Raw genomic sequence first — 26,479 nt, 5'->3', positions numbered from 1 at the left:
CCGTCCGACGGGTGCGCGGGACGCCCTGCCCCGGCCGAGCACGCGCCCGGTCGGTAGCGTGGGGTGGACAGGCGTCGAGAGGAGACCCCATGCGTGTCGTGATCGTCGGAGCGAGCGGGAACGTCGGCTCGGCCCTGCTGCGCAGGCTCGCGGACGACCCCGTGGTGACGTCGGTCGTGGGGGTCGCGAGCAGGGTGCCCCGCGCCGACGGCTCGAGCACGGTCGTGCCGCCGTTCGACACGGCCGAGTGGGTGCGCTGCGACCTGACCGACCCGGAGGAGGCCGTGGCGTCGCGTCTCGCGGGGGCGTTCGTGGGCGCGGACACGGTGGTCCACCTGGCGTGGGCGCTCGACCCCGCGCACGACCGCGACGAGCTGGCGCGCGTGAACGTCGAGGGGACGCGGCGGGTCGCGGCCGCCGCGGCGCGCGCGGGCGTGGGCCACCTGGTGGTGGCGTCGTGCGCGAGCGCGTACTCGCCCGCGTTCGACGACGTCCCGCGCGACGAGCACTGGCCGACGGCGGGCGTCGCGGGGTCGGTGAGCAGCGCGCAGAAGGTCGAGGTCGAGGAGTTCCTCGACCGGTTCGGCGAGCAGCACCCCGGGGTCGTGGTGACACGGGTGCGTGCGCCGTTCACGTTCCAGCGCGACGCGGCCGGCGAGGTGTCGCGGCTGTTCTTCGGCAGGATCCTGCCCGCCCCGTTGCGACGCAAGGGGCACCTGCCGACGCTCGTGTGGCCGCGGGGCATGCGGCTGCAGGTGGTGCACGCGGACGACCTGGCGGACGCCTACCGCGAGATCGTGGTGGGACGTCACGCGGGCGCGTTCAACGTCGCTGCGCAGGGCGTCCTCACCGGGCCCGACGTCGCCGCGATCGTCTCGCAGGGACGTCTGCGCGAGGTGTCGCCCGGGTCCTTGCGCCGCTGGGTCGCCCTGGCCTGGGCGGCGCGGCTGGTGCCGCTGGACCCGTCGTGGTTCGACGTCGCGCTCGCCGTCCCCGTCCTGGACGCGTCACGCGTGCGCACGCTGATGCACTGGGAGCCGGTGCACGACGCGCGGGCCACGGTCACCGAGGTCGTCGGGGGGCTCGTCGAGGGGGCCGGGACGCAGAGCCCGCCGCTGCTGCCGACATAGCCAGGGTGCCGAACCCGAGGTTGGTCAGGTGATCCAGGCGGATTGCCTGACCAACCTCGGGTTCGGCACCGGGAGCGTCAGGACTCGAGCGTCGCGTCCAGCGTGATGGTCGTGCCGGTCAGCGCCTTGGAGACCGGGCACGTGGCCTTGGCCTGCTCGGCCGCGGCGAGGAAGCCCGCCTCGTCGAGCCCCTCGACCTCGCCACGGACCGTGAGCGCGATCGCGGAGATGCGCAGGCCGCCCGCGGGGTCCGGCGAGAGCGTGACGTCGGCCGTGACCTCGAGCGCGACGGGCACCCCGCCTGCCTGGGCGATCTCCCCGGAGAGCTGCATCGAGTAGCACGAGGAGTGGGCGGCCGCGATGAGCTCCTCGGGGCTCGTGCCCTGTGCCTCGTCGGCCGTACGGCGCGGGAAGGTGACGTCGAACGTGCCGGTCCTCGAGCTCGTGAGCTCGACCTGGCCGCTGCCCTCCATGAGCGTGCCGTTCCAGGCCGTGCGGGCGGTGCGAACTGCCATGATGTGGCTCCTTCGTGCGGGGGTTCGGGGTACGAGACCGTACCTCCCGACCGTAACCCCGGGGCCACCGGCCCGCAGCGGCGTCCACCGCGCCGGGACCGGGCACGAGGACGAGCGCCGACCCGGCGAGCCCGCCCGCACGCGGGGAGCGGCGCCGTCGGGCACGTGCGGGCGCGGACACCCGGCGGCCCCGCAACCGCGGAGCTCAGGGGGCCGAGACCTCCACCTCGACCGGGAACCCGACCTCGGCCGAGAGCCGCTCGGCGAGCGTGAGCGGGTTGGCCACGGGGCCGGCGACCTGCACGACGATCGCCGAGAGGTCGTCACGGACGGAGGCCCCGCCGATCCCGGGCCGGCGCTCACCCCCCAGGAAGGACTCCGCGAGGCCCTGGAGGTCACCCGGCAGCACGTCGAGCGGCTCGACCCGCACCGGGACGTCCGGGTAGGCCTCCGCGACCGAGGCCAACGCCTCCAGCGGCGGGTCGCCGTGCCACACGAGGACGAGCGAACCGGAGCGGTCGAGCCTGACCGTGCCGAACCGTTCGTCGTCCGCCAGGAGCCCGCTCAGGAGGGACGACGCACCCGCGGGCCCCTCGAGGTGCTCCGGGCGCAGCGGGAGCTCTGGGGCGTCCCGCTCGGGCACCGTGAGCGTCACCGACGTGTCGGCCTCGAACCTCATCTCCCCCTCGGTGTCGGCCGAGCACCCGGCCACCCCCAGCACACCGACGACCAGCACGCCCACGGTCGCTCGCCTCATCACGCATCCCCCTCGCGAAATCGTCGCCCGCACCCTAGCGAAGACCCGCGGGACGGCGGAAGGGCGTCCGGGCGCCGCCCGGCTCAGGGGGCGAGGACGACGGCCGTGCCGTAGGCCACGATCTCCTGGTACCCGTTGCCCACCTCGTCGCTGTCGTAACGCATCGCGAGGATCGCGTTGGCGCCCTGAGCCGTGGCCTCCTCGACCATGCGTGCGACGGCCTCGTCGCGCGACTGCTGGAGCTGCTTCGTCAGGCCCTTGAGCTCGCCGCCGACGATCGACTTGAGGCCCGCCCCGATCTGCGCGCCGACGTTGCGCGACCGGACGGTCAGGCCCGTCACCTCGCCGACGACCTGCTGCACGGTCCGGCCCGGGACATCGTTCATGGTGGAGACCAGCACGGTACGTCCTCCTCACGGTCGCACGTCGTGCGCGACGTCCCCTTCACCGTAGGAGGTCCCCGGGCGGTGCGCACCGGCGGGGTGCGCTGGAACGCTTCGTCCCACCCGCACCGCTCCCCGGGTGCTCGGGGGCGACCGGGCGTTGAATGGGAGGCATGACAGCCTCGGACACCCCCCTCGTCCCCGCGACTGCCGACCCGACGCCGTGGGCCCTGCCGCCCCAGGAGGTGCTCGCCGAGGTCGGGTCGAGCGACACCGGCCTCACGGCGGACCAGGCGCGCACCCGGCTCGCGAAGGTCGGTCCCAACCGGCTGGCCCCGCCCCCACGGACCCCGTGGTGGCGCCGGGTGCTCACGCAGTTCGACGACGTCCTCATCTACATCCTGCTCGTGTCCGCGGTGCTCAAGGCGATCGTGGGCGACTGGATCGACTTCACGGTGATCCTCGCGGTCGCGGTCATCAACGCCGCGATCGGCCTGATCCAGGAGGGACGGGCGGAGAAGGCCCTCGACGGGATCCGCAGCATGCTCTCGGTCCATGCACAGGTCCGCCGCGACGGGGCCTGGACGCAGATCGACGCCGACGACCTGGTGCCCGGCGACGTGGTGCGCGTGCGCTCGGGCGACCGCGTCCCTGCCGACCTGCGCCTGCTCACCGGCGTCAACCTCCGCGTCGACGAGTCGGCGCTCACGGGTGAGTCGGTACCCGCGGCCAAGTCCGTCGACGAGGTGCCGGCCGACGCCGGGGTGGGCGACCGGTCGAGCATGCTGTTCTCCGGCACCCTGGTCGCGGCGGGCACGGGCACGGGCGTGGTCGTCGAGACCGGCGGGACGACCGAGATCGGCCGCATCCAGACGCTCATCGCCGAGGTCCCCTCGCTCGAGACGCCGTTGTCCCGCACGCTCGACGCGTTCGGCAAGAAGCTCGCGGTCCTGATCCTCGTCATGGCCGTGGTCATGGTCGTGATCGGGCGCGTGTTCCACGGGTTCGAGACCCCCGAGCTCGTGTCCGCCGCGATCGGCTTCGCCGTCGCGGCCGTCCCCGAGGGCCTGCCGGCCCTGGTGACGATCACGCTCGCCCTGGGCGTGCAGCAGATGGCCCGACGACGGGCGATCACGCGCCGCCTGCCCGCCGTCGAGACGCTCGGCTCGGTCACCACGATCTGCTCGGACAAGACCGGGACGCTGACCAAGAACGAGATGACGGCCCGCACGGTGCGGACCGCCGGGCACGAGTACGCGGTGACCGGGATCGGCTACGCGCCCGACGGCGAGGTCACGCTCGACGGTGCGCCCGCCGGGCTCGCCGAGCACCCCGACCTGCGTCGACTCACCGAAGTCATGACGTCGTGCAACGACGCGCGCATCGTCCGGGACAGCGGTGACGGCGCAGGTGTCGACGGGGATGCTGCCGGCGGCGGTGCGGCGGGCGGCGGCGCTGCCGGCGGCGGTGCGCCCGGCTGGCGTCTCGTGGGCGAGCCCACCGAGGGCGCGCTGCGGACCCTGGGCCTCAAGGCGGGTCTGGACCCGGCAGGGTGGCGCCGTGTCGCGGTCGTGCCGTTCGAGTCCGAGAACAAGTACATGGCGACGCTCACCGAGGATCCCGACGGCGGCCTCCACGTGCTCGTCAAGGGTGCCCCCGACCGGGTCCTCGAACGGTGCACCACCCAGACCGGGGTGGACGGCCGTCCCGAGCCCCTCGACCGCGACTTCTGGTCCGACCAGATCGACGCGATCGGCGCGCAGGGCCTGCGGGTCCTGGCCGCGGCCCGCACGTCGGCCGAGCCGGGCCGCACGACCCTCGACGCCGCCGACCTCGACACGGGCCTCGAGCTCGTGGGCCTCGTCGGGATCGTCGACCCGCCCCGGCCCGAGGCCGTCGAGGCCATCGCGCAGTGCCAGGACGCCGGGATCACGGTCAAGATGATCACGGGCGACCACTCGGGCACCGCTCTCGCGATCGCGCGCGAGATGGGCATCGTCCGAGGGGCGTCCCCGGGCGAGGGGGCGACGGCCGGGGCCGGAGCCGCGGAGGCCCACGCGGACACCAAGGTCCTCACGGGGGCTGAGCTCGAGGCCATGAGCACCGAGGAGCTGCGCGCGGTCGTCCGGGACGTCGACGTCTACGCCCGGACGAGCCCCGAGCACAAGATCCGCATCGTCTCGGCGCTCCAGTCCCACGGCGAGGTCGTAGCCATGACGGGTGACGGCGTCAACGACGCCCCGGCGCTGACCCAGGCGGACGTGGGAGTCGCCATGGGGATCAAGGGCACCGAGGCCACCAAGGAGGCCGCCGAGGTCGTCCTGGCCGACGACAACTTCGCGACGATCGAACGGGCCGTGGAGGAGGGTCGGCGGATCTACGACAACCTCCGCAAGTCGGTGCTGTTTCTCCTGCCGACCAACGGCGCGCAGTCGCTCGTGATCCTGGTCGCCGTGCTCCTGGGCTGGGCGCTGCCGCTCCAGCCCGTGCAGGTGCTGTGGATCAACATGGTCACGGCCGTGACGCTGTCGCTCGCGCTGGCCAACGAGCGCGCCGAGCCGGACATCATGGCCCGCAGGCCTCGCGACGCCAAGGCCTCGATCCTCACCGCGGCGTACCTGCGCCGGATCCTGCTGGTCTCGGTCCTCATCGGCGGTGCGACCATGGCGGTGTACTTCATCGAGCGTGAGCAGGGCATGAGCGTGGCCGAGGCCCAGACGACCGCGGTCACGATGCTCGCGCTCGGCCAGCTCGCGTACCTGTTCAACTGCCGGTTCCTCGACCGGTCGTCCATCACGCTCGCGGTCCTGCGCGGCAACCGGGCGGTCTGGTACTCGGCCGGGTCGATGGTCGCCCTCCAGGCCGTGTTCGTCTACGCGCCCTTCATGCACTCGTGGTTCGGCTCGGCGCCCATCGGCCTGCGGGAGTGGGGCATCACGCTGGGGCTGTCGATCGTGGTGTTCCTCCTGGTCGAGGCCGCCAAGGCGCTGGGGCGGTCGCGGCAGCGCTGAGGGAGGTCCGGCGTCGAGGTGGGGGCGTCCGCCTCCACCTCGACGAGGGCCCGGCCGCCTCGCGGCCCCTGGTCAGTCGATGGTGCCGATGGGGCGGAAGACGAGGGACGACGCACGGTTGTCCATCGATCCGAGCGTCAGGCAGTCGGGGACGCAGTTGGTCGAGGTGCCCTTGACGTAGTTCTCGAGGTCGTAGAGCGTCGACCAGCAGTTGGCCAGGGTCAGCATCGAGCTGATGACGTTGTTCTGCAGGTAGACGGACAGCTTGGGGAACCCCCACGTGACTCCGATGCAACCGGCGCCGTTGCTGCCGGTCCCGTAGTAGACCTTGTTCTGGCCCGTGTGGTTCTTCCCCTGGTACGAGACCCCGAGCAGCCTTCCAGCGGCCAGGGGCGCGGCCGCCGTCCTGGCCTGGCTCGCCACCTGCTCCTGCGCGTACCGGCGCAACGCCGTGGGGTCCCCGGCGAGCACGTCGGGGTCCGTCACGGCCTCTCCCGAGACGGACTCGAGCGCCTCGCCGAGCGAGTCGTAGCACTCGACCGCGGGCTCGGGTGTGAACGCGACGTCCTGCCCGAGCGGGGTCGGCTGCGCGACGACCGTGCAGACCTCCTCCTGCGCGTCGAAGGACTTCGAGGTGAGGTCGGGTCCGTCGGCGAGGGCCGGGGAGGCGCCCAGCGCCCCGACGAGGAGAAGAGCCGCGGTGACCGCCGCGACGCGGGTCGGACGTGATGACATGTGATGCTCCTTCACAGCGTGGGCCAGGTCGTCCGCTGCCCGCGGCCGACCTGACACGTGGGTGAGGACCAGCAGCGGAACCTCGGTGTCCCGCTCCCCCGCCCCGATAGTAGGGGCACCGGTGCGCCCTGTCCCGGTTTGTCCCCCGACCGGGCGGCCGGCCCCGGAATGGTCCCGCAGCGCGCGGGACCGGGGCTTCGCCGATACCGTGCAGGCACGGTCGCCTGCACACAGCCGTCGGCGACCACCACGGGGGAACCACCACGCACCTTCAACGCCGCCGGTCCGTACCGGGGAAATGAGTGTCGATGAAGCACCGTTCGTTGTTAGCTGCTCTCTCTGGACTGGCGGTGGTCGCAGCATCGACGCTGCCCGCCGCGTCCGCCGATCCCGCCGGTCCGTCCGGCCCCGACCTCACGTCGCAGTCCGCAGGCTCGCTCTCGCCCACGGAGAGCGAGGCGGGCAAGGTCGCCCCGTCGCTCGCCGAGTCCTCCGGGACGGTGACCGCGTTCGTCCAGCTCGACACCCCGTCGGGGGTGGACCTCGCGGACCAGGGCGCGAGCCCTGCGCAGGTGGAAGACAACCAGACCGTCGTCGAGCGCCTCGCGGACACCGTCGTCCCCGCGCAGACGAACGCCCGCGGTGCTCGCGCCGCGGGGGCCCCGCAGCAGGTGTCCGTCACGAGCAGGCTGGTCCCGGGCGTCGTCGTGACGGGTGACGCCGAGCAGGTCCGGTCGCTGGCCGCCGACGACAAGGTCGTCACGGTGTACCGCATCATCCCCAAGACGCCCTCGAACAAGGGCACCGACGCGTTCACGCGCGCCCTCGAGGCGTGGCAGAGCACGGGCTTCACGGGGCAGGGCGTCCGGGTCGGCATCATCGACACGGGCATCGACTACACGCACGCGGGCTTCGGCGGGCCGGGCACGCAGGCTGCCTACGACGAGGCGTACGGCGACAAGGGCCAGGGGCCCGTCCCCGCAGGGACGTTCGACGACGCGAAGTTCCTCGGCGGGTACGACTTCGCGGGGTACGACTACGACGCGTCGGGCACGGTCCCGGGCACGTCGTTGATCCCGACGCCGGACGAGAACCCGATCGACTCGCTCGACTCGATCGGTTCCGGGCACGGCTCGCACGTCGCGGGCACCACGGGCGGCTACGGCGTCACGGCGGACGGCAAGACGTTCGACGGCGACTACTCGACCCTCACGGACATCTCCGACTGGACGGTCGGGCCGGGCTCGGCGCCCGAGTCGGGCCTCTACGCCCTCAAGGTCTTCGGTGACCTGGGCGGTTCGACGAGCGTCGTGGTCGACGCTCTCGAGTTCGCGGCCGACCCGGACGGCGACGGCGACCTGTCCGACCGCCTGGACGTCGTCAACCTGTCGCTCGGCTCGGACGACAGCCCGGCCGACGACCCGGAGAACCTGTTCATCGACCAGCTCTCGCGCCTGGGCACGCTCGCCGTGGTCGCGTCGGGCAACGCGGGCGACGTGACCGACGTCGGCGGCTCGCCCGGCAACGCGCGCACCGCGCTCACGGTCGCGAACTCGGTGGGCAACACCCAGACGTTCGACGGCGTCGAGGTCACGGCCCCGGCGGGCGTCGCGGGCTCGTACCCCGCGCAGAACTCGCAGAGCTACGCGGGCTCGGCGGACGTGACCGCGGAGGTCGCGTTCCTGGGCGCCACGGTCAGCGGGTGCACGCCCCTGACCCCGGCCCAGGCGGCCGCCACGGCGGGCAAGATCGCGTTCCTCTACTGGGACGACGACGACGCGACGCGCCAGTGCGGGAGCGCGGCGCGCTTCAACGCCGCGCAGGCCGCGGGCGCCGTCGGCGTCCTGCTGTCGTCCGAGCTCGAGGTCTTCGCGGCCGGGATCGCGGGCAACGCGGGCATCCCGGGGGCGCAGCTCACGGGCCCGAGCCACGACGCGCTGCGCCCGGCGATCGAGGCCGGCGGGGTCGTGCTGACGCTCGGCCCATCGCTCGCGAACTCGTCGTTCGTCGAGATCCCCGCGATCGGGGACACGCTCAACGCGGGGTCGTCCCGCGGCGTGCACGGCTCGCTGGGCGTCGTGAAGCCCGACGTCGCCGCACCGGGCACGGGGATCTCCTCCGTGGCCTCGGGTCGCCTCACGCAGCCCGGCATCAAGTCGGGCACGTCGATGTCCACCCCGCACGTCGCGGGCATCGCGGCGCTCGTCAAGGAGGCCCACCCGGGCTGGAGCGCTCAGCAGGTCAAGACGGCGGTCATGAACACGGCCTCGCACGACGTGTGGACGGGCAAGGGGGGCACGGGCGTGGCCTACGGTCCGGAGCGCGTCGGGTCGGGGCGCGTGGACGCGGTCGACGCGGTGCAGAACTCGACCCTGGCCTTCTCGGCGCAGGACAAGGACCTCGTCTCGGTGTCGTTCGGGCTCGTGCCTGTGGCGGACAAGAAGGTGACGGTGCGCAGGACGGTCGACGTGCAGAACACGGGCTCCGCGTCCGCGACGTACGCGACGGCCTTCACGACGTCGAGTACGGCGGGGGGCGCGGCCGTCACGGTCTCGCCGGCGAACCTCACCATCCCGGCGGGGCAGACCCGGACGGTCACGCTGACCCTCTCGGCCGATCCGGCGACGCTCGCCAAGAAGCTCGACCCGACGTCGGCAGCGACGGCCTCGGGCGTGCCGCGCGACTTCGTGGGCATGCTCACGGGCCGCCTGGTCCTGACACCGGGGTCGGGCAGCGAGCTGCGCGTCCCGGTGCAGGCCGCACCGAGGCTCGTGAGCGACCTGACGGCCAAGGACGTCACGTTCCTGAACCAGGACACGGCCGCGACGCTCGACCTCGACGGCAGGGGCGTGGCTTCCGGGGGGTGGACGTCGCTCGTCGCGCCGTTCGAGCTCAAGGCGACCAGCCCGCGGCTCGAGTCCGACGCGGCGGCAGGGTCCTCGGCCTCGGCCGTGGCGTCGGGCGACATCCGCGCGGTCGGCTTCACGTCGAGCGCGCCGCAGTACGCGGCCGCGGGCGGGGACCCGGGCGCGGGGCGGATCGGCATCGGTGTGGCCATGGACGGCGACTGGGCGTCGCTCGGGTCGGTCATGTTCCCGTCGGTCGAGACCGACGTGGACGGCGACGGCTCGGCCGAGTTCGAGACCGTGGTCCGCAAGTACGGCGAGTCGGACCTGACCCTGGCGACCACGTACACGCTCGAGGCGTGGACGGCACCCGACGGCCGCCAGCACGCGGCGGGGGCACCGGTCCTGCGCGAGCCGGTCAACTCGGTCTGGGCGAACGTCGACACGTCGGTCTTCGACAGCAACGTGCTCGTCGTGCCGGTCGCGATCGGCGCACTCGGCATCGCACCGGGCACGGTGCCGTCGTTCACGGTCGCGACGTACTCGTACTACGGGATTCAGCCTGACCAGTCGATCGACCGGGTCGGTCCGTTCACGGGCGACCCGTACGACCCCGCGTACTGGTTCAGCGGTGGTGGTCAGCTCCTGTTCGTGGGCGCCGACGACGCGCCGGTCACGGTCAACCGGTCTGCTGCGGCGGCCGAGGCCGGGACGGGCGAGCTGCTCCTCCTCCACCTGCACAACGCCACGGCGGCCAAGCGCTGGCAGACGGTCGGGGTCGCGAACCTCGACGCGTCGGTCGAGCTCACGGTCACGGCGCAGTCGCGCTGCGTCGCGGGCACGGCGCAGGTCTCGGTCCGCGCGGTCAACGACGGCGACGTGAAGGCCGACGTCGCGGTCGCGACGCCGTTCGGCACCAAGACGTTCAAGAACGTCTCGCCCGGGAAGTCAGCGTCGCAGACGTTCAGCTCGCGGACGGCCACGATCGACGCCGGCACGGCGACGGTCACGGGCACCGCGATCGTCGAGGGCATCACGGTCACGACGCCCTACGAAGCCGGGTACGAGGCGATCAGCTGCGGCTGACGCCTCGACCAGCCGGGCCTTGTCGGGGCGGGAGCGTGCATGGGGCCGCTCCCGTCCTGACGGGGACGCGACGAGCACCCGGTGAACGGGAAAGTCTGAAGGGCGCGACCTACCGGTCGCGCCCTTCGGGCTTTCCCCGGGCCCGGCGGCCCGGGGAGCCGTGCCGGAGCGGGCGTGGCCCCATGCTCACGCTCGCCCCGGCAGGTCGGTGAGGGCGGTCTCAGACCCGCACGCCCAGGTTCTGCATCTCGAGCACCAGGCCCTTGACCGCCGCGGCGGGCACCTGTCCCCCGCGCTCGACGAGCGCCGCGACCGACGCCGGGATCTCGGCCTCCGAGCACAGGATGAGCGGGGTGTCTGCCGCCGAGTCGGGCAGCCGCCCGTGCGTGCCGCGCACGTACGACGCGTCGAGCGGCACCGTGCTCATGGCGTACCGCAGCCCGACCTTCTTCCTGACGAGGTTGAGGCCGGCCTTGGCCTTGGCCAGCCGGTCGGCGGGGTCGAAGAACAGCTCGGCCGGGTCGTAGCCGGGCTTGCGGTGGATGTCGACGCCACGCGCGTACTCGGGGGCGCGGGCGTCGTCGAGCCAGTAGTAGTAGGTGAACCAGGCGCCGGGCTCGGCCACCACGACGAGGTCCCCCGAGCGCGCGTGGTCGAGCCCGTAGCGGGCCTGCGCCTCGCGGTCGAGGACCTCGTCGACGCCCGGGACGGCCCGCAGGAGGTCGGCGACGCGCGCGAGCCGCGAGGCGTCGTCGACGTAGACGTGCGCGACCTGGTGGTCGGCGACCGCGAACGCCTTGGACGTCCAGGGGTCGAGCTGCTCCTTGCCGTCCTGCACGTAGACCTCGAGCAGGCCCTCGCGGCGCAGGATGCGGTTGAGGTGCACGGGCCGGGTCGCCTCGGCGATGCCGTACTCGGAGACCACGACGACCGCGACCCCGTTGTTGGCCGCGTCGTCGAGCAGCGGGGCGAGGACGGCGTCGAGCTCGGCGGCCGCGGCGTCGGCCTCGGGAGAGTCGGGGCCGAACCGCTGCAGGTCGTAGTCGAGGTGCGGCACGTAGGCCATGGTCAGCTCGGGCGAGTGGGTGCGCAGGACGTGGCGGGTCGCGTCGACGATCCAGGCCGAGGACGTGATCGCGGCGGTCGGGCCCCAGTACGTGAACAGGGGGAACTCGCCGAACCGCCCGGTGAGCTCGTCGTGCAGCGCGGGCGGGCGGATGTACGCGTCGGGCGACTTGCGCCCGTCGGCGTGGTAGATCGGCCGGGGGGTGACGGTCACGTCGGTCGTGGCGCCCATGGCGTACCACCAGCAGACGTTCGCGGTCCGGTGGTCGGGGTTCGAGCGGCGCGCGGCCTCCCAGATCTTCTCGCCCTCGACGAGCTTGTTGTGCTGGCGCCACAGGAACACCTCGCCGAGCTCGCGGAAGTACCAGCCGTTGCCCACGGCCCCGTGCTGGGCGGGTGCGAGGCCCGTCATCATGGTCGCCTGGACGCTGCACGTGACCGCGGGCAGCACGGTCGCGAGCTGGGTCTGCCAGCCGCCCGCGGCCATCTGGCGCAGGCGGGGCATGTGGGCGAGGGCCTTCTCGGTGAGCCCGACGACGTCGAGCAGCAGCACGGGCTTCATGCGGGGACTCCTGTGGTCCGGGGGGTGTGCGAGGAGGGCGCGGGACCGGGGCGGTGGACGCCGCCGGGCGCGAGGAGGTGGTCGGTGGCCCAGCGCAGCTCGGCCGCGATGCCGGCGACGAGGGGTTCGCCGGTCCCGTCGGACGCGAACGCCGGCGAGTCGGGCGGCAGCACGGCCCACGTGTAGGTCTCGACGTCGAGGTGCGCCTCGTCGCCGTGGGGCGCCGTGCGCACGGCGACGACGGCCTCGCGCAGCACGTCGGTCGTCGCCGCCAGCGGCGGGGCGGGTTCGTGGTGCAGGGGCACGTGGAAGTGCACGCGCCACGGCCCCTGGCCCGGGAGCCCGGGCTCCCCACCCTCGCCCAGAGCGTCGGGCAGGTCGTCGACGGGCAGCACGTCGCCGCTCGGGGCGAGCTCGCGCACCTGGTGGATGTAGCGCTTCTCGACGAACTGCCCGACGGCGTCGCGCGCCTCGGGCGTGGACGGTTCGGCCACGTGGAGCGCGGCCGAGGCCTGCACCTTGACGACGCGCAGCCCGGCCCCCGTGATCCGCGCGACGGCTGCGGCCGGGTCGGCGAACGAGACCGCGAGGTGGCACGTGTCGAGGCAGACTCCGACGAACGCGGGGTCGATGCCGCCGGTGCGCTCCGTGCCGGCCGCGCCGTCGGGCTCGCCGGCCCCGCCCGTGCGCGCCTCGAGCCAGGTCACGACGTCCTCGACCGTGTCGAGCACGCACCCGGGCTCGGGCTCGACCGCGACGCGCACGACCTTGCCCGTGCGGGCCGCGAGGTCGCGCAGCCCGGCCGAGAGCTCCTCGAACGCCCGGGTCGCGATCGCGTCCTGCGCGGGCGACCACGGCTCCCCGCCCGGCTCGCGCCACGCGAGGGGGAGCGTCGAGATCGACCCGTCGACGCCGTCGGGCAGGAGGGCCGCGAGGACCTCGGCGCACTCGAGCGTGTAGGCGAGCCGCTCGGCGTCGGCCCACGTGGGCGAGTACACGGCGAGCTTGACGACGTCGTCGTGGAAGCCGCCGTACGGGAACGCGTTGAGCGTGTGCACCTGGAGGCCGTGCTCGGCGAGCGCGGCCCGCAGCCGGGCCAGGTCCTCGGCCGCGCGCGGCGAGGCCGAGAGCCGGTGCGCGAGCGAGGCGGGCAGCCACAGCCCGACCCCGAGCACGTCGAGCCCTGCGGCCTCTCGCACGGGCCCCGCGTACCGGGCGAGCTGCTCGACCACGCCGTCGAGGTCCTCCGCGGGGTGGACGTTGGTGCAGTAGGACAGCAGCATCAGGCCCGTGCCCCGCGCAGCACCGAGCTGCCCTCGAAGCTCGCGGTCGGGGCGGGCGCCTCGCCCTCGACGAACCCGGGCACGGGGTCGAGCAGCAGGTTGCCGGACTGCCCGTAGAACTCGACGGGGTTGCGCCACAGGACCTGGTCCACCTCGTCGTCGGTGAACCCGGCCGCGAGCATGGCGCGCCCGGTCTTGAGCGTCTTGAGGGGGTCGGACCGGCCCCAGTCCGCGGCCGAGTTCACCAGGACCCGCTCGGTGCCGTGCTCGAGCAGGATCGCGACCATGCGGTGCTCGTCCATCTTGGTGTCGGGGTAGACCGAGAAGCCCATCCAGGCCCCGGCGTCCTTGACGAGGGCGACGTTGGTCTCGTTGAGGTGGTCGACCACGACCATCCCGGGGGCGATCCCGGACTCGCGGACGACGTCGAGCGTGCGGTGGGTCCCGACGAGCTTGTCGCGGTGCGGGGTGTGGACCATGACGGGCAGGGCCGCGTCGATCGCCATGGCGAGCTGGCGCGTGAACGCCTCGTCCTCGGCGGGGGTCATCGAGTCGTACCCGACCTCCCCGACCGCGACCACGCCGTCCTTGGCGAGGTAGCGCGGGATCTCGTCGAGCACCTCGGTGCAGCGCGGGTCGTTCGCCTCCTTGGGGTTGAGCGCGATGGTCGCGTGGTGGCGGATCCCGAACTGCGTGGCCCGGAACCGCTCCCAGCCCAGCAGCGCGTCGAAGTAGTCGAGGAACGAGCCGACCGTCGTGCGCGGCTGGCCGAGCCAGAACGCGGGCTCGACGAGCGCCCGCACGCCCGCGGCGTACATGGCCTCGTAGTCGTCGGTCGTGCGGGAGGTCATGTGGATGTGGGGGTCGAAGATGCGCATCAGGCGTCCTTGCCGTGAGTCGTACGGAGGGTGAGGTCGGGCGCGATGCGCGCGACGTCGTCGGGCACCGTGCGGCCCGCGGCGCGGCGCTCGGCCGCGAAGTCGTGGGCCATGCGCGCGAGCTCGTCGTCGGCGCGCTCGTCGAGCCCCGCGACCGCGTCGAGGCTCACGCCCATGAACACGAGCTTGAGGACCGCGTGGCGCCACGCGTGGTCGTCGAGGTGCGCGGCAGCGAACGGCCCGACGGCCGCGGCCACGAGGCTCTGGTCGTTCGCACGCAGGGCGTCGGCTGCGAGCGCCGTGCCCGCCGACGCGACGGCCGGTGGCACGGTCCCGCCGAGCGCGAGGGCGTCGAGCCCGCGCAGCACGCCGCGGCGCTCGGCCGTGTCGCCGCGCTGGTAGGTCTCGGTCAGGTGCGTCGCGAGGGACTCACCGTCGGGGGGCAGTGCGGCCGCGAGCGCCACGACGAGGTGCGCACGGGCGGCGTCGTCGAGCGTCCCGTGCAGGACGCCTGCGGGGTCCGCGGCGGGCGCCAGGGGCGTGCGTCCCACGGCCCGCCCGGCCCGTGCCAGGTGCCCGACGGCGGTGCCCGGGTCCGCGGCGATCTCGCTGCGGGCCGTGGCCAGCCAGGCGGCCTGCTCGTCGGTGAGCAGTCCCGCGAGGGCGTCGGGGCGACCGGCTGCGAGGTCGGGGGGCGTGGTGCCCGCTGCCGGGGTCGGGGTGGGGGTGGTCATCGGAGTGCCTCCTGGGGTGTGGATGCGGTGGTCGTCGTGGCGGTCGGGTCGGTCGCGCTCCACGCGGCCCAGGCGCCGGTCATCGCGGTCATGCTGCGGTGCGCGAGCCCGGGGGCGTCGTACGAGTGGCGGGGCAGCTCGACGGCCGCGACGCCCGTGTACCCGATCTCGCCGAGCGTGCCGAGGGCCAGGGCCAGGTCGAGCTCGCCCTCGCCGAAGGGCAGGTGCTCGTGCGCGGTGTGCCGCATGTCGTCGACCTGCACGTTGAGCAGGTGCGGTGCCGCGGCGAGCAGCGCGCCCCGCACTCCCCCGGGCTCGACGACCACGCAGTGCCCCAGGTCGACCGTGACCCCCAGCCCGGCGGGTGATCCGACGTCCGTGCGCAGCCGCAGGGCGTCCGCCACGGTCTCGACGAGCATCCCCGGCTCGGGTTCCAGGGCGAGCCGGACCCCGTGCTCGTGGGCGTGGGCCACGACGCGCGGCACCCGGGCGAGCAGGCGCTCCCACCCGGCCTCCGCCGTCGTGCCTGCGGGAAGGACTCCGGAGAAGAAGGACACGCACTCCGCGCGCAGGCCCGCCGCGACCTCGACCGCGCGGCACAGGAAGCGGACGCGGACGTCCGCGAGGTCCTCGTCCGGGTCGAGGAAGGTCGGGTGGTGCTTGCGGAACGGGTCGAGCAGGAAGCGGGTGCCGGTCTCGACGACCACGCGCATGCCCAGGTCGTCGAGGCGCTCGCGCAGCCGGGCGACCTGCGCGTCGGCGTCGGGCGCGAACGGGTCCAGGTGCGGGTGCCCGAGCGTGAGCGCCACGGCGCCGTAGCCCTCGTGCGCGAGCACGTCGAGCGCGACGTCGAGCGGGTGGTCGGTGAACCCGTTGGTGCCGTACCCGAGGGCGAAGGGGACGGGCGGGACCGGCCCTGCGGGTACCTGGGCGCTCACGACTCGCTCAGCCCGGGTCGCGGGCTCGGGCTGCGTCGTGCACGGGCGCGCAGCGCACGCCCCGCGACCTCGACCCCCGCCAGGACCGCGACCGCGCCCATGCTCCCTCCCCGTGCCGCGAGGGCGGCCTGGAGCGGCACCATCGCCCGGATGCCGGCCTTGGTCGCCGTGAACGCGCCCGCGGCGTCGGGCAGCGCGACGGCCGAGAGCTGCTTCGGGAGGCACGACGCGACGTACACCCCCGTCGACGCGAGGGCTGAGAGGGCGGGGAGGGCCGCGACCGCCTGGGCGCCACGGCCGTCACGGGCCACCGCGCCGCCCCGTGACGTCAGGCCTCGTCGCAGTCCCTGCAGCGCTCCGCCCGCGACCGTGCCCGCGACGCCCGCCGTACCCGCGGCGACAGCGGCCGCGACCCAGGTCCTCGTGCCGTGGACCTCGCCGCGCGAGAGGACCGTGACGCCCGCGGTGTGCGCCGTGAGGGCGGACGCGGCCGGGAGCGCCGCCCGCAGCCGTCCCCTGCCCGCGCCCATGAGCACGTCGAGGCCCCGGCAGGCCGCCATGACGGCCGGGCCGGCGGCGCGGTCCTTCGCGACGAGGTCGTAGGTCCACACGCTCGCCGCGAGCGGGACCGCGAGGGCGAAGGACCGCCGGCCTCCGCCCGCTCCCGCGAGCGTGAGTCCTGCGACGGTCAGACCCGACGCGACCGCCAGGGCCTGGGCGGGCGAGACCCGCCCCGAGGGCAGCGGACGCTCGGGTCGCTCGACCGCGTCGAGCTCACGGTCCGCGTAGTCGTTGAGCGCCATGCCGCCCGCGTACAGGCAGGCCGAGGACAGCGGCAGGAGCGCGAGGCGCCACGTCCGCACGTCTGCGGGACCGGGCGGGCCCCCGGCCCGGCGGGCGTGGCCTGCCGCGGCGAACCGGCCGCCTGCCGCCGCCCCGGCGAGCGTGTCGCCGAGGACGGACAGGACCGCAGGAGCACGGACCAGGTCGAGGTAGTCGCGCAGGCTCACGGCTCGCTCGCCTCGGCCCGTGCCAGGTCCGCCTGGGCGCTCGTCCGGTGCGCCCACACGCCCAGCTCGCGCGACTGGTCCGCGAACGCGTGCACGTCCGAACCCCACGGGTCCTTGAAGAAGAAGCCCATCTCCGGCACCGGTCCGGACAGGCCCGCGGCGTCCGCGAGCGCCAGCAGGCGGGCCAGGTCGAGCACGAGCGGCGCGGCGAGCATCGAGTCGTAGGCGCTCCACGTGGTCTGCAGGGTCAGGCGCGAGCCCAGGAAGCCCTCGACGTGGATGTGGTCCCACGCGACCTTGACGTCGCCCAGGTCGGGGACGTTGTCGATGTGCAGCGGGGTCACGGTGGTCCCTGTCAGGTCCTGCAGACCACGGTTCTTCGAGACGAGCTTGCTCTGGACGGCGTGCGGGTCGGCGAGGGTCGCGCCGTCACCGCCGCCCAGGAGGTTCGACCCCGCCCAGGACAGGACGCGCAGGCCGCGGGCCGCGAACGCCGGCGCCAGGACGGAACGCAGCCATGTCTGGCCGGTCTTGCCGTCCTGCCCAGCGAACGGCACGCCGCGCTCGGCGGCGAGCGCGTGCAGCGCCGGGAGGTTCATGCTCGCGGAGGGCGTGAAGCCCGCGTACGGCGCGCCGGCGAGGAGCGCGGCGTACGCCGTGACCGAGCTCGCGGGCAGGACCTCGCGCTCGGGGTCGTCGAGCGCCGCGCGCAGGAGGTCGAGGTCCTCGAGCTCAGGAGCGGGGGCGGGCAGCGGCTCGGTCGAGGCGAGGTCGATCACGACGACCCGGGCGAGCCCGTGACGGTCGCGGAAGGACCGGATGTCCGCCGCGAGGCCCTCGGCCGCCGCGGCCTGGGAGCCCGTGCGGTGGCCGGGGTCGTAGCCGGGCCGGATCTCTGCGTCGGCGGCGTCGAGCTGGGGGCGCACGGCCTCGAGGAGGCGGAACGGGATCATGCCGGCCTCGACGAGCATCTCGGCGCGCTTGCCGAGCGGGGTGTCGCTGATGTCGTGCCCGCCGACGACGAGGTCCGCGAACGCGGGCAGCGTGACGGTGTCGAGCGGCGGCTGTGCGGTGACGCACCCCGTGGGGCTCGTCAGCCCCGAGGCGATCGCGGCCAGCCCGAGCGTGGCGGTCGTCGCGACGGATCCTCGGGCCCCGACGAACCAGATGCCCGTACGGCCGTGGTCCCAGGTCGGGTGGTGGGGTGGAAGGTGCATCGTCGCTCCTGGTCCCGTCGGTCCCCGCTGGCAGGACCGAAGTGCGGAGTCGAGGGCCTCGTCGCTCTCGACCGGCTCGGTCCGGACGGGCGTACGCTCGCGAACGAGCGCCTGCGCCACCAGGCCGAGTCGTGCAGCGACCATAGCCCGGCTTTTGTCGATGGTCAATCAAAAGACGAAGGCCCCCGGCCTGGTCTACCAGATCGGACGACAAAAGAACGCGGGGCCGGGCCGACGCTCTCGCGCCGCCCGGCCCCGCCCCGACGCTCAGCCCGCCGGGGAGAAGTCCAGCCGGTCGTCGACCACCGCGACGACCGACCACACGTTGCCCTCGGCGTCGCTCAGCTCGTACGACGGCACGAGCAGGGCGCCGCCGTCGGCCTGGTAGTGCACGGCCCAGCCGAGACGGGCCGACGTGATGGTCACCTCGGCCACGGGCCACGAGACCGCCGCCCCCTCACCAGCCGTCGGTGGCACCGTCGGCACCTCGGGCTCGGCCGGGGCGACCTCCGTCGCGAACCCCTCGAGCGTCGTCGCCGTTCCCGCGGGGCGGGCGTACGCGACGAAGCCCGGGCTCCCGAACCGCGGGTCCCCGAGCCGCTCCACGGCCGCGCTGGGACTCACCACGGCGTAGTCGCCCACGGACACGGTCGGCGCGAGCGAACCGTAGAGCGACGACAACCCCGCCCCCGAGTACGTCAGGCTCCACACGACCCCGGTCCGCTGCCCGTCGACCACCTGGGACGCGGTCACCGCGAGGACCTTGCCCTCGGTGTCGTACGACTCGGTCGTGTACTCGAAGCCCGCGGGATCCAGGTCGAGCGAGCCGAGCACGTCCTTGCTCGCCGAGATCGCGGCGTCCGCGGACGGCGCGGGGCCGAGGTCCGGCTGACCGCACCCCGCCTGGGGATCGATCATCTCCTCGGTGGTCGCCGAGCCGCTCTCAGGGGTCACGACGACCGAGCACGCCCACGGGTCCTTGCCGGGGTCGTTGAACGAGACGCTCGTCGTCCCGTCGGGCTGGAGGCTCACGGTGGGCCCCTGCCCGTCGTTCGCCCCGACGACCCATGCGCCGTACTCCTGCCGCGGCTCCCCCGCGACGCCGAGCGCCGCCGCCACCTTCGCCGTCGTCCCGGCCGAGAACGTGCCCGCGGCGTCGTACGCCCACGCGGGCGCAGAGGCCCCCTCCGTCCCGAGCCTCGACGACCGGAACACGGTCCGGCCCCCGAACCCGGCGAGCCCGGACATCCTGGCGTCGGCGGCCGACGACGACGCCCCCTCGGGCGCGGCCGGCGCCGACTGGTCGCCCGCGGCGCGCTCCTGGAGGGAGATGGGCGCGTCCGCGACCGCGGCCGACGCTCCTCCCGACGTTCCGCCGGCGTTCCCGAGCGCGTACCCGCCGACCCCGAACGCGAGCACGCCCGCGACACCCGCGGCGACGGCGCCGACCAGCGGCACGCGGCGCCGCCTGCGCTCGCGGCGGACGGCCAGCTCGTCGACCTCCTCGGCGTCCTCGCCCGACGCCGTCGCACCGGTCGCGGGGTCCTGCTCGCCCGGGGAGCCCGTGACCGGGGGGACCGCCTCGCCCAGGTGCGCGCGCACGGTCGCGTCCTTGGCCGCGATCGCCGAGAGGTCGGGGGTCGCGGTCGCCGCCGGATCGGCGTCGCGGACCCGGTGGTACGCCTCGTCCCCCGTCTCGTCAGGGGGTGTTCCGGGGGCCTGGTCGTCGGTGCTCATCGGGAGCCTCCAGCTCGTCGATCCGGGGGCCCGGATCCTCTACCCCGTCTGTGTCGTCAGTGACCGGCCTCTTGCACGGGACGCGACGCCGGCGCCGCCGTGCGGGCGCGGACCGTCGCGACGGGCACCTCGCCGGTGTCGCCGGCCCTCGACTGCGCGGCCCAGGCGTCCCGCAGCCGGGACCGGGCCCGGGACAGCGCGGCGTCGGCGCCTCCCCTGCTCACCCCGAGCACCCCGGCGAGCTGGTCGCCCGTCAGCCCGTCCCAGGCGTTGAGGAGCAGGATGCGCCGGTCGCGCGGGGTGAGCACCCCGAGCACGCGGCGCACGTGGTCGTCGGTCAGCGCGAGGGCCTGCGGGTCGACGTCGTCCGCCTCCTCGGGCACGTCCGCGACGAGCACCGGGCGCATCTTGCGCCGGTGGTTGGCGAGGACGAAACCCGCGGTGCGGTAGAGCCAGGGCAGCTCGGCCCCCTCGGGGACGTCCTCCCGGCGGCGCCAGGCGGTCGCGAAGACCTCTGCGGTGAGGTCCTCGGTGTCCGGGCCGGCGCCTCCCGAGCCCGCCGGGAGCCTGCGGCGGAAGTAGCGGTAGACGGCGGTCGTGTGCGTGGTGAAGAGCGCCTCGAACCAGGCGTCGTCGCGGGGCGGGGGCGTCACTGAGGCTCCAGGTGGGATCGCCGGCATCGTCTACCTCCCTGTGTCCTGGCCACCCCGATCCTTGCACCCTTCGCCCCGCCCGTGCGTCCGGGTGCGGGCCGGCCAGGTCACCGGGGGCCGCCACCCGGCGGTCCGGGACGTCGCCCCGGCCGCGCATCGACTGCCTCTACCCTGTTGCCATGAGCGCCACCGACGACGCAGGCCCGACGACGCCCCCCGCCTCCCGCGGCGGTCGTCGCGCAGGACGCCGGGCCGGACGGGTGGTGCTCGTGCTGTTCCTGCTGCTGGTCGCGATCCTGGTGTGCGCAGGGCTCCTCGTGCGGGACGCGCTCGCCGCCCGCTCCTCGCTGACCGACGCGATCGACCGGCTGCCCGCGGTCGAGGAGGCGCTGCGCACCGGTGACGGCGCCGCCGCGGAGGCCGCGCTGGCCGAGGTCCAGCCCCTCACGGCCGACGCCCGGGGCCACACGGACGGCCCGCTCTGGTGGGTCGCCGGCCGCCTGCCGTTCGTCGGTGCGGACGCCAGCGCCTTCTCGACGGCGGCGTGGGCGGTCGACGAGATCACGCACGACGTCCTGCCGCCCCTCACCCAGGCGGCGGCGCTCGTCTCCGAGGGCGGGATCCAGGTCCAGGGCGGGACCGTCGACCTCGCTCCCCTCACGGCCGCAGCCCCCGAGGTGTCCGTCGCGGCCGGCACCATGTCGGACGTCGTCGACCGGGTCGGCGGCATCGACGTGTCCACGCTCCAGGGGGTGCTCGCCGGACCGGTCTCCGACCTCCAGGACAAGGTCTGGACCCTCGAGGGGCTGGTGTCGACCGCAGACCGCGCGACGACGCTCCTGCCCGCGATGCTCGGCGCCGACGGCCCGCGGACGTACCTCGTCATGGCGCTCAACACGGCCGAGCTCCGCGCGCCCGGGGGGATCCCCGGTGCGTTCGCCCTGATCGGCACCGACGCCGGGCACATCGCGCTGCTCGACCAGGCCTCGACGCAGGACGTCGGCCCGTTCCCGGAGGGCATCGCCCCCCTGGCGCCGGCCGACCAGGAGCTCTTCGGCACGAACATGGCCGTCTACGTCCAGGACACCGTGTACACGCCCGACTTCCCCACGGCCGCGCCCCTGGCCGCGGCGATGTGGGAGGAGGCCACCGGGCAGGCGGTCGACGGGGTCCTGACCCTCGACCCGGTCGCGCTGTCCTACCTGCTCGAGGCCACGGGTCCCGTCGAGGTCGCGGGGACGACGATCGACGCGTCGAACGCCGTCGACACGCTCCTCTCCGACGCCTACACGGAGCTCGAGCCCGGCCCCGAGACCGACGCGTTCTTCGCGGACGTCGCGGCCGCGGTCCTCACCTCCGCGCTGTCGGGGGACACGGACCCGCAGAGCCTGCTCAGCGCGGTCCAGCGCAGCTCGAGCGAGCACCGGTCGCTCGTGTGGTCGAGCCACGCGGACGAGCAGGCCCGGCTGGCCGACACCGTGGTCTCGGGCGACATCGGGGCCTCCGACCGCGCTGCGGACACCGTCGGCGTCTTCTTCAACGACGCGACCGCAGGAAAGATGGGCTACTACCTGGACACGGCGGTCGAGCACGTGTCGAGCGAGTGCACGGCGTCAGGGCGCGCGGACACGTTCCGCGTGGACCTCACGTCCACGGCTCCCGCCGACGCCGCGACCGACCTGCCCTGGTACGTGACCGGCGGAGGGATCTCCGGGACCCCGCCGGGGAACGTCCGCACCGACCTGTTCCTCTACCCGCCCCGCGGGGGCCGGGTCGTCGACGTGACGGCCGACGGGGCCCTGACGGGCAGCGAGGTCGTCGAGATCCAGGAACGCGCCGTCGCCACCCTGCCGCGCGAGCTCGCGCCGGGGCAGGCCACGAGCGTGACGTTCACGGTCACGAGCGACGACGGAGAGGGCGCGTCGGGCACCCGGTGGTTCGACCTGTGGACGACCCCGACGCTCAGCCAGGGAGGCCTCGCGACCATCGAGGTCCCGGCTTGCGGGTGAATGTCGGAAATCACGGCCGGATAACAATTGCCGACCCCCTCCTTTTCACCCGGACAACCGTCCACTTCCTGACCGATAGTCGCTACCCTCAAAAGCCAGGGTCCTGTGACGGTACGGCGGCGCGCCGGGGCTTCGACCCATCCTTTCAACGACCGCCACGAACAGACTGGTGACGCCATGAGCACTTCAAGGACCGCACTCTGGGCGCGGGGGGCGCTCGTCGCAGGGCTCCTCGGTGCGACAGCTCTCGTCGCCCCCACGGCCACCGCCTCGGTCGAGACTCCCGACCCCTCCGCGACCGACGGGTACGTCTCCCCGACGCCGCCTCCCACGATCGACCTCACGGTGCTCCAGCCCGTGTGCGACGGTGACGTGCCCTACCTCGTGTACGACGTCGCCGTGACCGGCACCCCGAACGAGACCGTCACGATCACCTGGCTCAACCCGACGGGCGACGACGTCGTCCAGGCCGGGCTGCCTCTCTCCGGTCGGGTCCTGTGGCCCGGGGCCACCGTGAACGCCGCCGGCGAGCCCACGGGCTGGCCGGGCTGGGTGTTCGAGGACGGCGAGTGGGTCGAGGGCGGCGACTTCGGCTGGGTGCGCCCGTCCGTCGAGGTGCTGTTCCAGGTCAACCCCGAGATGACGGTCTCGGTGGACTACCCGCCGTCGAGCCCCAACTGCAGCACGAACCCCCCCGGCACGCCGACGACCCCCCCCGGCACGCCGACGACCCCCGGCGGCGACGTCTCGAAGGTCTCGAACGTCGCCGACACCTCCGGCTCCGAAGGCGGTCTCGCGGCGACCGGTGCCACCGTCGGCACCATCGTCGGTGTCGGGGCAGCGCTCCTGCTGGTCGGCGGTGGCCTGGTCCTGGTCGCCCGCCGCGGCCGCAAGAGCAACGCCTGACACACCCTGCACGACGCACGACGAGGGCCCTCGGTGATCGGATCACCGAGGGCCCTCGTCGTGCGTCCGACAGGTCCCGTCAGGCTGCCGCGGTCGTCCAGGTCGCAGCGTAGAGCCGCTGCTCGAGGCCCTCGAAGGCCCAGCGGTCGGCGATGAGCGTCGGACCGTTGGGCGAGTCCGGCACGAACCACTGCATCTGCTCGACGGTCATCTGCTCCGCGCCCGACTCGTCGACACAGCTCAGCTCGAACCGGGTCAAGGTCGCAGGCTGCTCGTCGATCTCGACGTCCAGCTTGCTGGTCTCCTTCGACGACCCCACCGTGAGCCTGCCGGTGCCCGGGCAGAACGCACCCTCGGGGACGTACGCCTCGGTCGCGTCGACCGCCGCGGCCGCCTCGCCGTTGAGGATCTCGAACGTCGGGCACGCCTCGGCCTCGGGGCACCCGCCCGCCCGCACCTGCGTCACGCCCTCGGACGGCTCGACGACGGACCAGTAGTCCGCGGCGAACAGGGCCAGCGGGCCGACGTCCACGGTGTTGGTGTGCTGACCCTCGTGCTCGTCGTGCGTGTCGGAGGCCGCCGGGCCCGAGCCGGAGGGGTCGGTCTCCGCGGTGCCCTTGTCCGTCGCTGCGCCACCGGAGCAGGCCGAGGCGAGGAGTCCCACGCCCAGGACGAGCCCGACGAACGGGAGCATGCCCGCACGACCAGCGCGACGCCGTCGGGCCTGCGGGGATGCTGTTGCCACGGCGGCCGAAGAATGGATCACACGGTGCTTGTGCACGGGTACTGCCTCACTCATGTAGGTCGGCCCCGGCATGACCCACTGGGAAGGTCATGCCGGGGCCTCGGACGATTTCACGCTACTGATGGCTGCCGGAAAGGGTGATGAGGGGTTCCCACATCCTTCCCGACGAGGTACGGGATATCCCGTACCCGACATGGTGCCCACCGGTGACCGAGCCTCGTTCGGCGTCGGCCCTCGGCGGGGGTCGTGGGGAGCGAGCCGGGGGGCAGGGCGGGGAACCCGCCCCCCGGCTCGGCTCTCAGCAGGCGCCGAGCGCCTGCCACGGGCCGTACTGCTCGGCCCCGGGGACGCTGTTCTGCGTCCACCACTTGGCGGTGTACTTCTGGCCGTTGTACGAGACCTGAGCCCCGCCGTTGTAGACGGTCGAGGCCGACCAGGCAGGGGCCGTGCAGGTCCCACCCGTGGTCCCGCCGGTCGTCCCGCCGGTCGTCCCGCCGGTCGTCCCGCCGGTCGTGCCGCCGGTCGTGCCGCCGGTGCCGCAGGCGGCGACGAGCTCCCAGGGTCCACCGGCCGTGCCGGGCGTCTCGTTCTGGGTCCACCACTTGGCCTTGTAGTTCTTGCCGTTGTAGGAGACCGTCGCCCCGCCCGAGTAGACGCCCGTCGCGGTCCACGCGGCGGCGCACTCCGTCCCGGTCCCACCTGTCGTGCCACCCGTGGTCCCACCGGTCGTGCCGCCGGTCGTCCCACCGGTCGTGCCACCGGTCGTGCCACCGCCGCCCGTCGGGTCACCGGTCACCGGCCCCGCGGGCACCGCACGGAACTTCGTCGCGAGCCCCTTGAGCAGCGAGCCGTCCTGGTTGCCCGTCAGGTCCCACCACATGGCCCCTCCGAGCTTCTTGGCGGCGATGTAGTCGCCCTTGACCGCGACGGACCTGGGGTCGTCGAAGCTCCACCACTGGTTGCCGTCGTGGCGCCACGAGGCGACGGCTACCGGGTCGAAGTAGCCCGTGCCGAGGTTCTTCAGCTTGTCGTAGTCCTCGTTGCCGGCCTCCCACGTGCCGGGTCCGGCGTCGGTCGCGACGCCCCAGGGAGCCGACGACGTCGCGCCCTTCCAGCCTCGCCCGTACATCGCGAGGCCCATGGTGAGCTGCTTGGCGGGGACTCCCGCGTCGAGGTAGGCCTTGACCGCCTTGTCGACGCTGTACCGGCGGTTCGCGGGGCGCGTGTCGGTCGGGTCGTCGTACAGGTTGCCCTGGTGCCCCGTGAGGGTCTTGTTCCAGGCGCCGTGCAGGTCGTAGCCCTGGATGTTCCCGAAGTCGAGGTACTGGTAGTTCTCGGGGTCGTTCCAGCCGCCCGACGCGATGTCGTCGGGGTTCGCGGGCAGGAACGCGCTGAGCTGGTACTTCTTGCCCGTGGTGGCACCGTAGGCGTCGAGCTGGGTGCGGAACTCCTTGAGGAGCGCCTTGAAGTTGGCCTTGTCGTTCGCGACGTCGACGATGTTGCCGACCTCGCCGTTGTTCGAGCCGGGCCACTCCCAGTCGATGTCGAAGCCGTCGAACACCCCTGCCGCCGCGCCGGGTCCGCCCCGACCGTCGACGACGGGCAGGTTGCCCTTGAGGTACAGGTCGATGCAGGACGACACGAGCTTCTTGCGGCTCGCATCGGTCGCGGCGGCCTTCGAGAAGTTCTTGGACCAGGTCCAGCCGCCGATCGACAGCATGGCTCTGATCTGGGGGTTCTTGGCCTTGAGCTGCTTGATCTGGTTGAACGAGCCGGCGAGCGGCTGGTCCCAGGCGTCCGCCACGCCCGCGACCGAGTTGGCGGCCGTGTAGCCCATGCCGTAGTCGGCCCACGCGTCGCCCGCGCCGTCCGACCCGTTGGGGCCGGTGCCCTGCGCCTTGTTGGCCTCGAAGCACGTGAGCGTCTGGTGGTGGATGTTGCCGAACGCGTAGTTGAGGTGCGTCAGGTCGGCGGCGGCGCCGGAGTCCTGGAGCTCCTTCATCTTGAAGTCGCGCCCGTAGACACCCCACTGGGTGAAGTAGGCGACGTTGCGGTAGCCGTTGATCGCGCTGTCGCCGGACTCGGCGGTCGTGGTGGCTGCGGGGAGGGGGGTCGCGGTCGCGGCGACGGTGCCGGCGACCAGGGACGTCGCGAGCATGGCAGCGACGGTCAGTCCCGCGGCCACCTTCCTCGCGCGTCCTCGTGGAGTTCTCAGTCGCATGTGTCTGCCTCACTTGGCTGGGGGCCGTGGGCCCGGTGACCCGGACGTCGTTGCCCAG

20 protein-coding genes are annotated in these 26,479 nt (G+C 73.7%); 5 read left to right on the top strand and 15 right to left on the bottom strand.

All coding sequences use genetic code 11. The annotated features are described in order from the left end of the window. Window positions 1-89: 89 nt before the first annotated feature. A complete protein-coding gene (locus NHG27_RS02690) occupies window positions 90-1,130 on the top strand; it encodes an NAD-dependent epimerase/dehydratase family protein (protein WP_497014648.1) in 1,041 nt (346 codons plus the stop codon). 77 nt (window positions 1,131-1,207) lie between these two features. Here the strand turns inward: NHG27_RS02690 and NHG27_RS02685 are convergent, their stop codons facing one another. From NHG27_RS02685 to NHG27_RS02675, 3 genes are all read right to left on the bottom strand, one after another. After that, window positions 1,208-1,645: an OsmC family peroxiredoxin gene (locus tag NHG27_RS02685; RefSeq protein ID WP_497014647.1), complete on the bottom strand. Its 438-nt coding sequence runs from the start codon at window positions 1,643-1,645 to the stop codon at window positions 1,208-1,210. Window positions 1,646-1,850: 205 nt separating this feature from the next. After that, window positions 1,851-2,402 (bottom strand): hypothetical protein, encoded by a 552-nt coding sequence (locus NHG27_RS02680; RefSeq protein WP_497014646.1) that lies wholly within the window; start codon window positions 2,400-2,402, stop codon window positions 1,851-1,853. A gap of 83 nt (window positions 2,403-2,485) precedes the next feature. Next, on the bottom strand, window positions 2,486-2,803 hold the full coding sequence (locus tag NHG27_RS02675; RefSeq protein ID WP_030144034.1) for a YbjQ family protein: 318 nt from the start codon (window positions 2,801-2,803) through the stop codon (window positions 2,486-2,488). 155 nt (window positions 2,804-2,958) lie between these two features. Between NHG27_RS02675 and NHG27_RS02670 the strand changes: the two genes are divergently transcribed. Next, window positions 2,959-5,796 carry a cation-translocating P-type ATPase gene (locus NHG27_RS02670; RefSeq protein WP_497014645.1) on the top strand — a complete coding sequence of 946 codons (2,838 nt, stop codon included), beginning with the start codon at window positions 2,959-2,961 and terminating at the stop codon, window positions 5,794-5,796. A 72-nt stretch (window positions 5,797-5,868) separates the two neighbouring features. Here the strand turns inward: NHG27_RS02670 and NHG27_RS02665 are convergent, their stop codons facing one another. Then, complete coding sequence (locus tag NHG27_RS02665) at window positions 5,869-6,531, bottom strand: hypothetical protein (protein ID WP_497014644.1); 663 nt, start codon at window positions 6,529-6,531, stop codon at window positions 5,869-5,871. Between the two features lie 350 nt (window positions 6,532-6,881). Here NHG27_RS02665 and NHG27_RS02660 point away from each other — a divergent pair, with 350 nt between their 5' ends. After that, the gene (locus NHG27_RS02660) at window positions 6,882-10,463 is read left to right on the top strand and encodes a S8 family peptidase (RefSeq protein WP_497014643.1); all 3,582 of its coding nucleotides are present in this window, start codon (window positions 6,882-6,884) and stop codon (window positions 10,461-10,463) included. Between the two features lie 220 nt (window positions 10,464-10,683). Here NHG27_RS02660 and NHG27_RS02655 read toward each other — a convergent pair whose 3' ends face one another. The 9 genes from NHG27_RS02655 to NHG27_RS02615 form a co-directional block, all read right to left on the bottom strand. Beyond that, window positions 10,684-12,090: an alkaline phosphatase family protein gene (locus NHG27_RS02655; protein ID WP_497014642.1), complete on the bottom strand. Its 1,407-nt coding sequence runs from the start codon at window positions 12,088-12,090 to the stop codon at window positions 10,684-10,686. Beyond that, complete coding sequence (gene eboE / locus NHG27_RS02650) at window positions 12,087-13,373, bottom strand: metabolite traffic protein EboE (RefSeq protein ID WP_497014641.1); 1,287 nt, start codon at window positions 13,371-13,373, stop codon at window positions 12,087-12,089. Before eboE ends, NHG27_RS02655 begins: the two co-directional genes overlap by 4 nt. Continuing rightward, window positions 13,373-14,251, bottom strand: coding sequence for a TatD family hydrolase (locus tag NHG27_RS02645; RefSeq protein ID WP_193718497.1), 879 nt, complete (start codon window positions 14,249-14,251; stop codon window positions 13,373-13,375). Before NHG27_RS02645 ends, eboE begins: the two co-directional genes overlap by 1 nt. Continuing rightward, window positions 14,251-14,985 (bottom strand): EboA domain-containing protein, encoded by a 735-nt coding sequence (locus NHG27_RS02640; RefSeq protein WP_497014640.1) that lies wholly within the window; start codon window positions 14,983-14,985, stop codon window positions 14,251-14,253. Before NHG27_RS02640 ends, NHG27_RS02645 begins: the two co-directional genes overlap by 1 nt. Then, on the bottom strand, window positions 14,982-15,923 hold the full coding sequence (locus NHG27_RS02635) for a sugar phosphate isomerase/epimerase family protein (RefSeq protein WP_497014639.1): 942 nt from the start codon (window positions 15,921-15,923) through the stop codon (window positions 14,982-14,984). Before NHG27_RS02635 ends, NHG27_RS02640 begins: the two co-directional genes overlap by 4 nt. After that, window positions 15,920-16,933, bottom strand: a complete 1,014-nt coding sequence (locus NHG27_RS02630) for an SCO3242 family prenyltransferase (protein WP_497014638.1) — start codon at window positions 16,931-16,933, stop codon at window positions 15,920-15,922. The genes NHG27_RS02635 and NHG27_RS02630 overlap by 4 nt, the downstream gene beginning before the upstream one ends. Further along, window positions 16,930-18,150, bottom strand: a complete 1,221-nt coding sequence (locus NHG27_RS02625; protein WP_193718494.1) for an inositol-3-phosphate synthase — start codon at window positions 18,148-18,150, stop codon at window positions 16,930-16,932. The genes NHG27_RS02630 and NHG27_RS02625 overlap by 4 nt, the downstream gene beginning before the upstream one ends. Before the next feature lie 267 nt (window positions 18,151-18,417). Next, on the bottom strand, window positions 18,418-19,887 hold the full coding sequence (locus tag NHG27_RS02620; RefSeq protein WP_497014637.1) for a hypothetical protein: 1,470 nt from the start codon (window positions 19,885-19,887) through the stop codon (window positions 18,418-18,420). A 56-nt stretch (window positions 19,888-19,943) separates the two neighbouring features. Then, the gene (locus NHG27_RS02615) at window positions 19,944-20,540 is read right to left on the bottom strand and encodes an RNA polymerase sigma factor (protein WP_321575232.1); all 597 of its coding nucleotides are present in this window, start codon (window positions 20,538-20,540) and stop codon (window positions 19,944-19,946) included. 179 nt (window positions 20,541-20,719) lie between these two features. On the opposite strand from NHG27_RS02615, the gene NHG27_RS02610 reads away from it, so the two are divergent. Together NHG27_RS02610 and NHG27_RS02605 are read left to right on the top strand one after the other, a co-directional pair. Then, entirely contained in the window at window positions 20,720-22,549 is a 1,830-nt protein-coding gene (locus NHG27_RS02610) for a DUF4012 domain-containing protein (protein WP_193718491.1), read from the top strand. Window positions 22,550-22,726: 177 nt separating this feature from the next. Next, entirely contained in the window at window positions 22,727-23,455 is a 729-nt protein-coding gene (locus NHG27_RS02605) for a peptidase (RefSeq protein ID WP_497014636.1), read from the top strand. Between the two features lie 79 nt (window positions 23,456-23,534). On the opposite strand, the gene NHG27_RS02600 is transcribed toward NHG27_RS02605, so the two are convergent. After that, entirely contained in the window at window positions 23,535-24,200 is a 666-nt protein-coding gene (locus NHG27_RS02600) for a hypothetical protein (protein WP_497014635.1), read from the bottom strand. A gap of 298 nt (window positions 24,201-24,498) precedes the next feature. Further along, window positions 24,499-26,358, bottom strand: a complete 1,860-nt coding sequence (locus NHG27_RS02595; protein WP_497014634.1) for a glycosyl hydrolase family 18 protein — start codon at window positions 26,356-26,358, stop codon at window positions 24,499-24,501. Window positions 26,359-26,479: the final 121 nt, after the last annotated feature.

This window comes from Oerskovia sp. 140933 (assembly GCF_059651515.1).
This window is presented reverse-complemented; position numbering and strand designations above follow the sequence as displayed.

Excerpts from the sequence above, each read along its gene's own strand:
- NHG27_RS02645 (WP_193718497.1), bottom strand. The coding sequence starts at position 14,251 with ATGCGCATCTTCGACCCCCACATCCACATGACCTCCCGCACGACCGAC.
- NHG27_RS02655 (WP_497014642.1), bottom strand. The coding sequence starts at position 12,090 with ATGAAGCCCGTGCTGCTGCTCGACGTCGTCGGGCTCACCGAGAAGGCC.
- NHG27_RS02665 (WP_497014644.1), bottom strand. The coding sequence starts at position 6,531 with ATGTCATCACGTCCGACCCGCGTCGCGGCGGTCACCGCGGCTCTTCTC.
- NHG27_RS02640 (WP_497014640.1), bottom strand. The coding sequence starts at position 14,985 with ATGACCACCCCCACCCCGACCCCGGCAGCGGGCACCACGCCCCCCGAC.
- NHG27_RS02680 (WP_497014646.1), bottom strand. The coding sequence starts at position 2,402 with ATGAGGCGAGCGACCGTGGGCGTGCTGGTCGTCGGTGTGCTGGGGGTG.
- NHG27_RS02690 (WP_497014648.1), top strand. The coding sequence starts at position 90 with ATGCGTGTCGTGATCGTCGGAGCGAGCGGGAACGTCGGCTCGGCCCTG.
- NHG27_RS02685 (WP_497014647.1), bottom strand. The coding sequence starts at position 1,645 with ATGGCAGTTCGCACCGCCCGCACGGCCTGGAACGGCACGCTCATGGAG.
- NHG27_RS02620 (WP_497014637.1), bottom strand. The coding sequence starts at position 19,887 with ATGAGCACCGACGACCAGGCCCCCGGAACACCCCCTGACGAGACGGGG.
- NHG27_RS02625 (WP_193718494.1), bottom strand. The coding sequence starts at position 18,150 with ATGCACCTTCCACCCCACCACCCGACCTGGGACCACGGCCGTACGGGC.
- NHG27_RS02605 (WP_497014636.1), top strand. The coding sequence starts at position 22,727 with ATGAGCACTTCAAGGACCGCACTCTGGGCGCGGGGGGCGCTCGTCGCA.
- eboE (WP_497014641.1), bottom strand. The coding sequence starts at position 13,373 with ATGCTGCTGTCCTACTGCACCAACGTCCACCCCGCGGAGGACCTCGAC.
- NHG27_RS02670 (WP_497014645.1), top strand. The coding sequence starts at position 2,959 with ATGACAGCCTCGGACACCCCCCTCGTCCCCGCGACTGCCGACCCGACG.
- NHG27_RS02595 (WP_497014634.1), bottom strand. The coding sequence starts at position 26,358 with ATGCTCGCGACGTCCCTGGTCGCCGGCACCGTCGCCGCGACCGCGACC.
- NHG27_RS02610 (WP_193718491.1), top strand. The coding sequence starts at position 20,720 with ATGAGCGCCACCGACGACGCAGGCCCGACGACGCCCCCCGCCTCCCGC.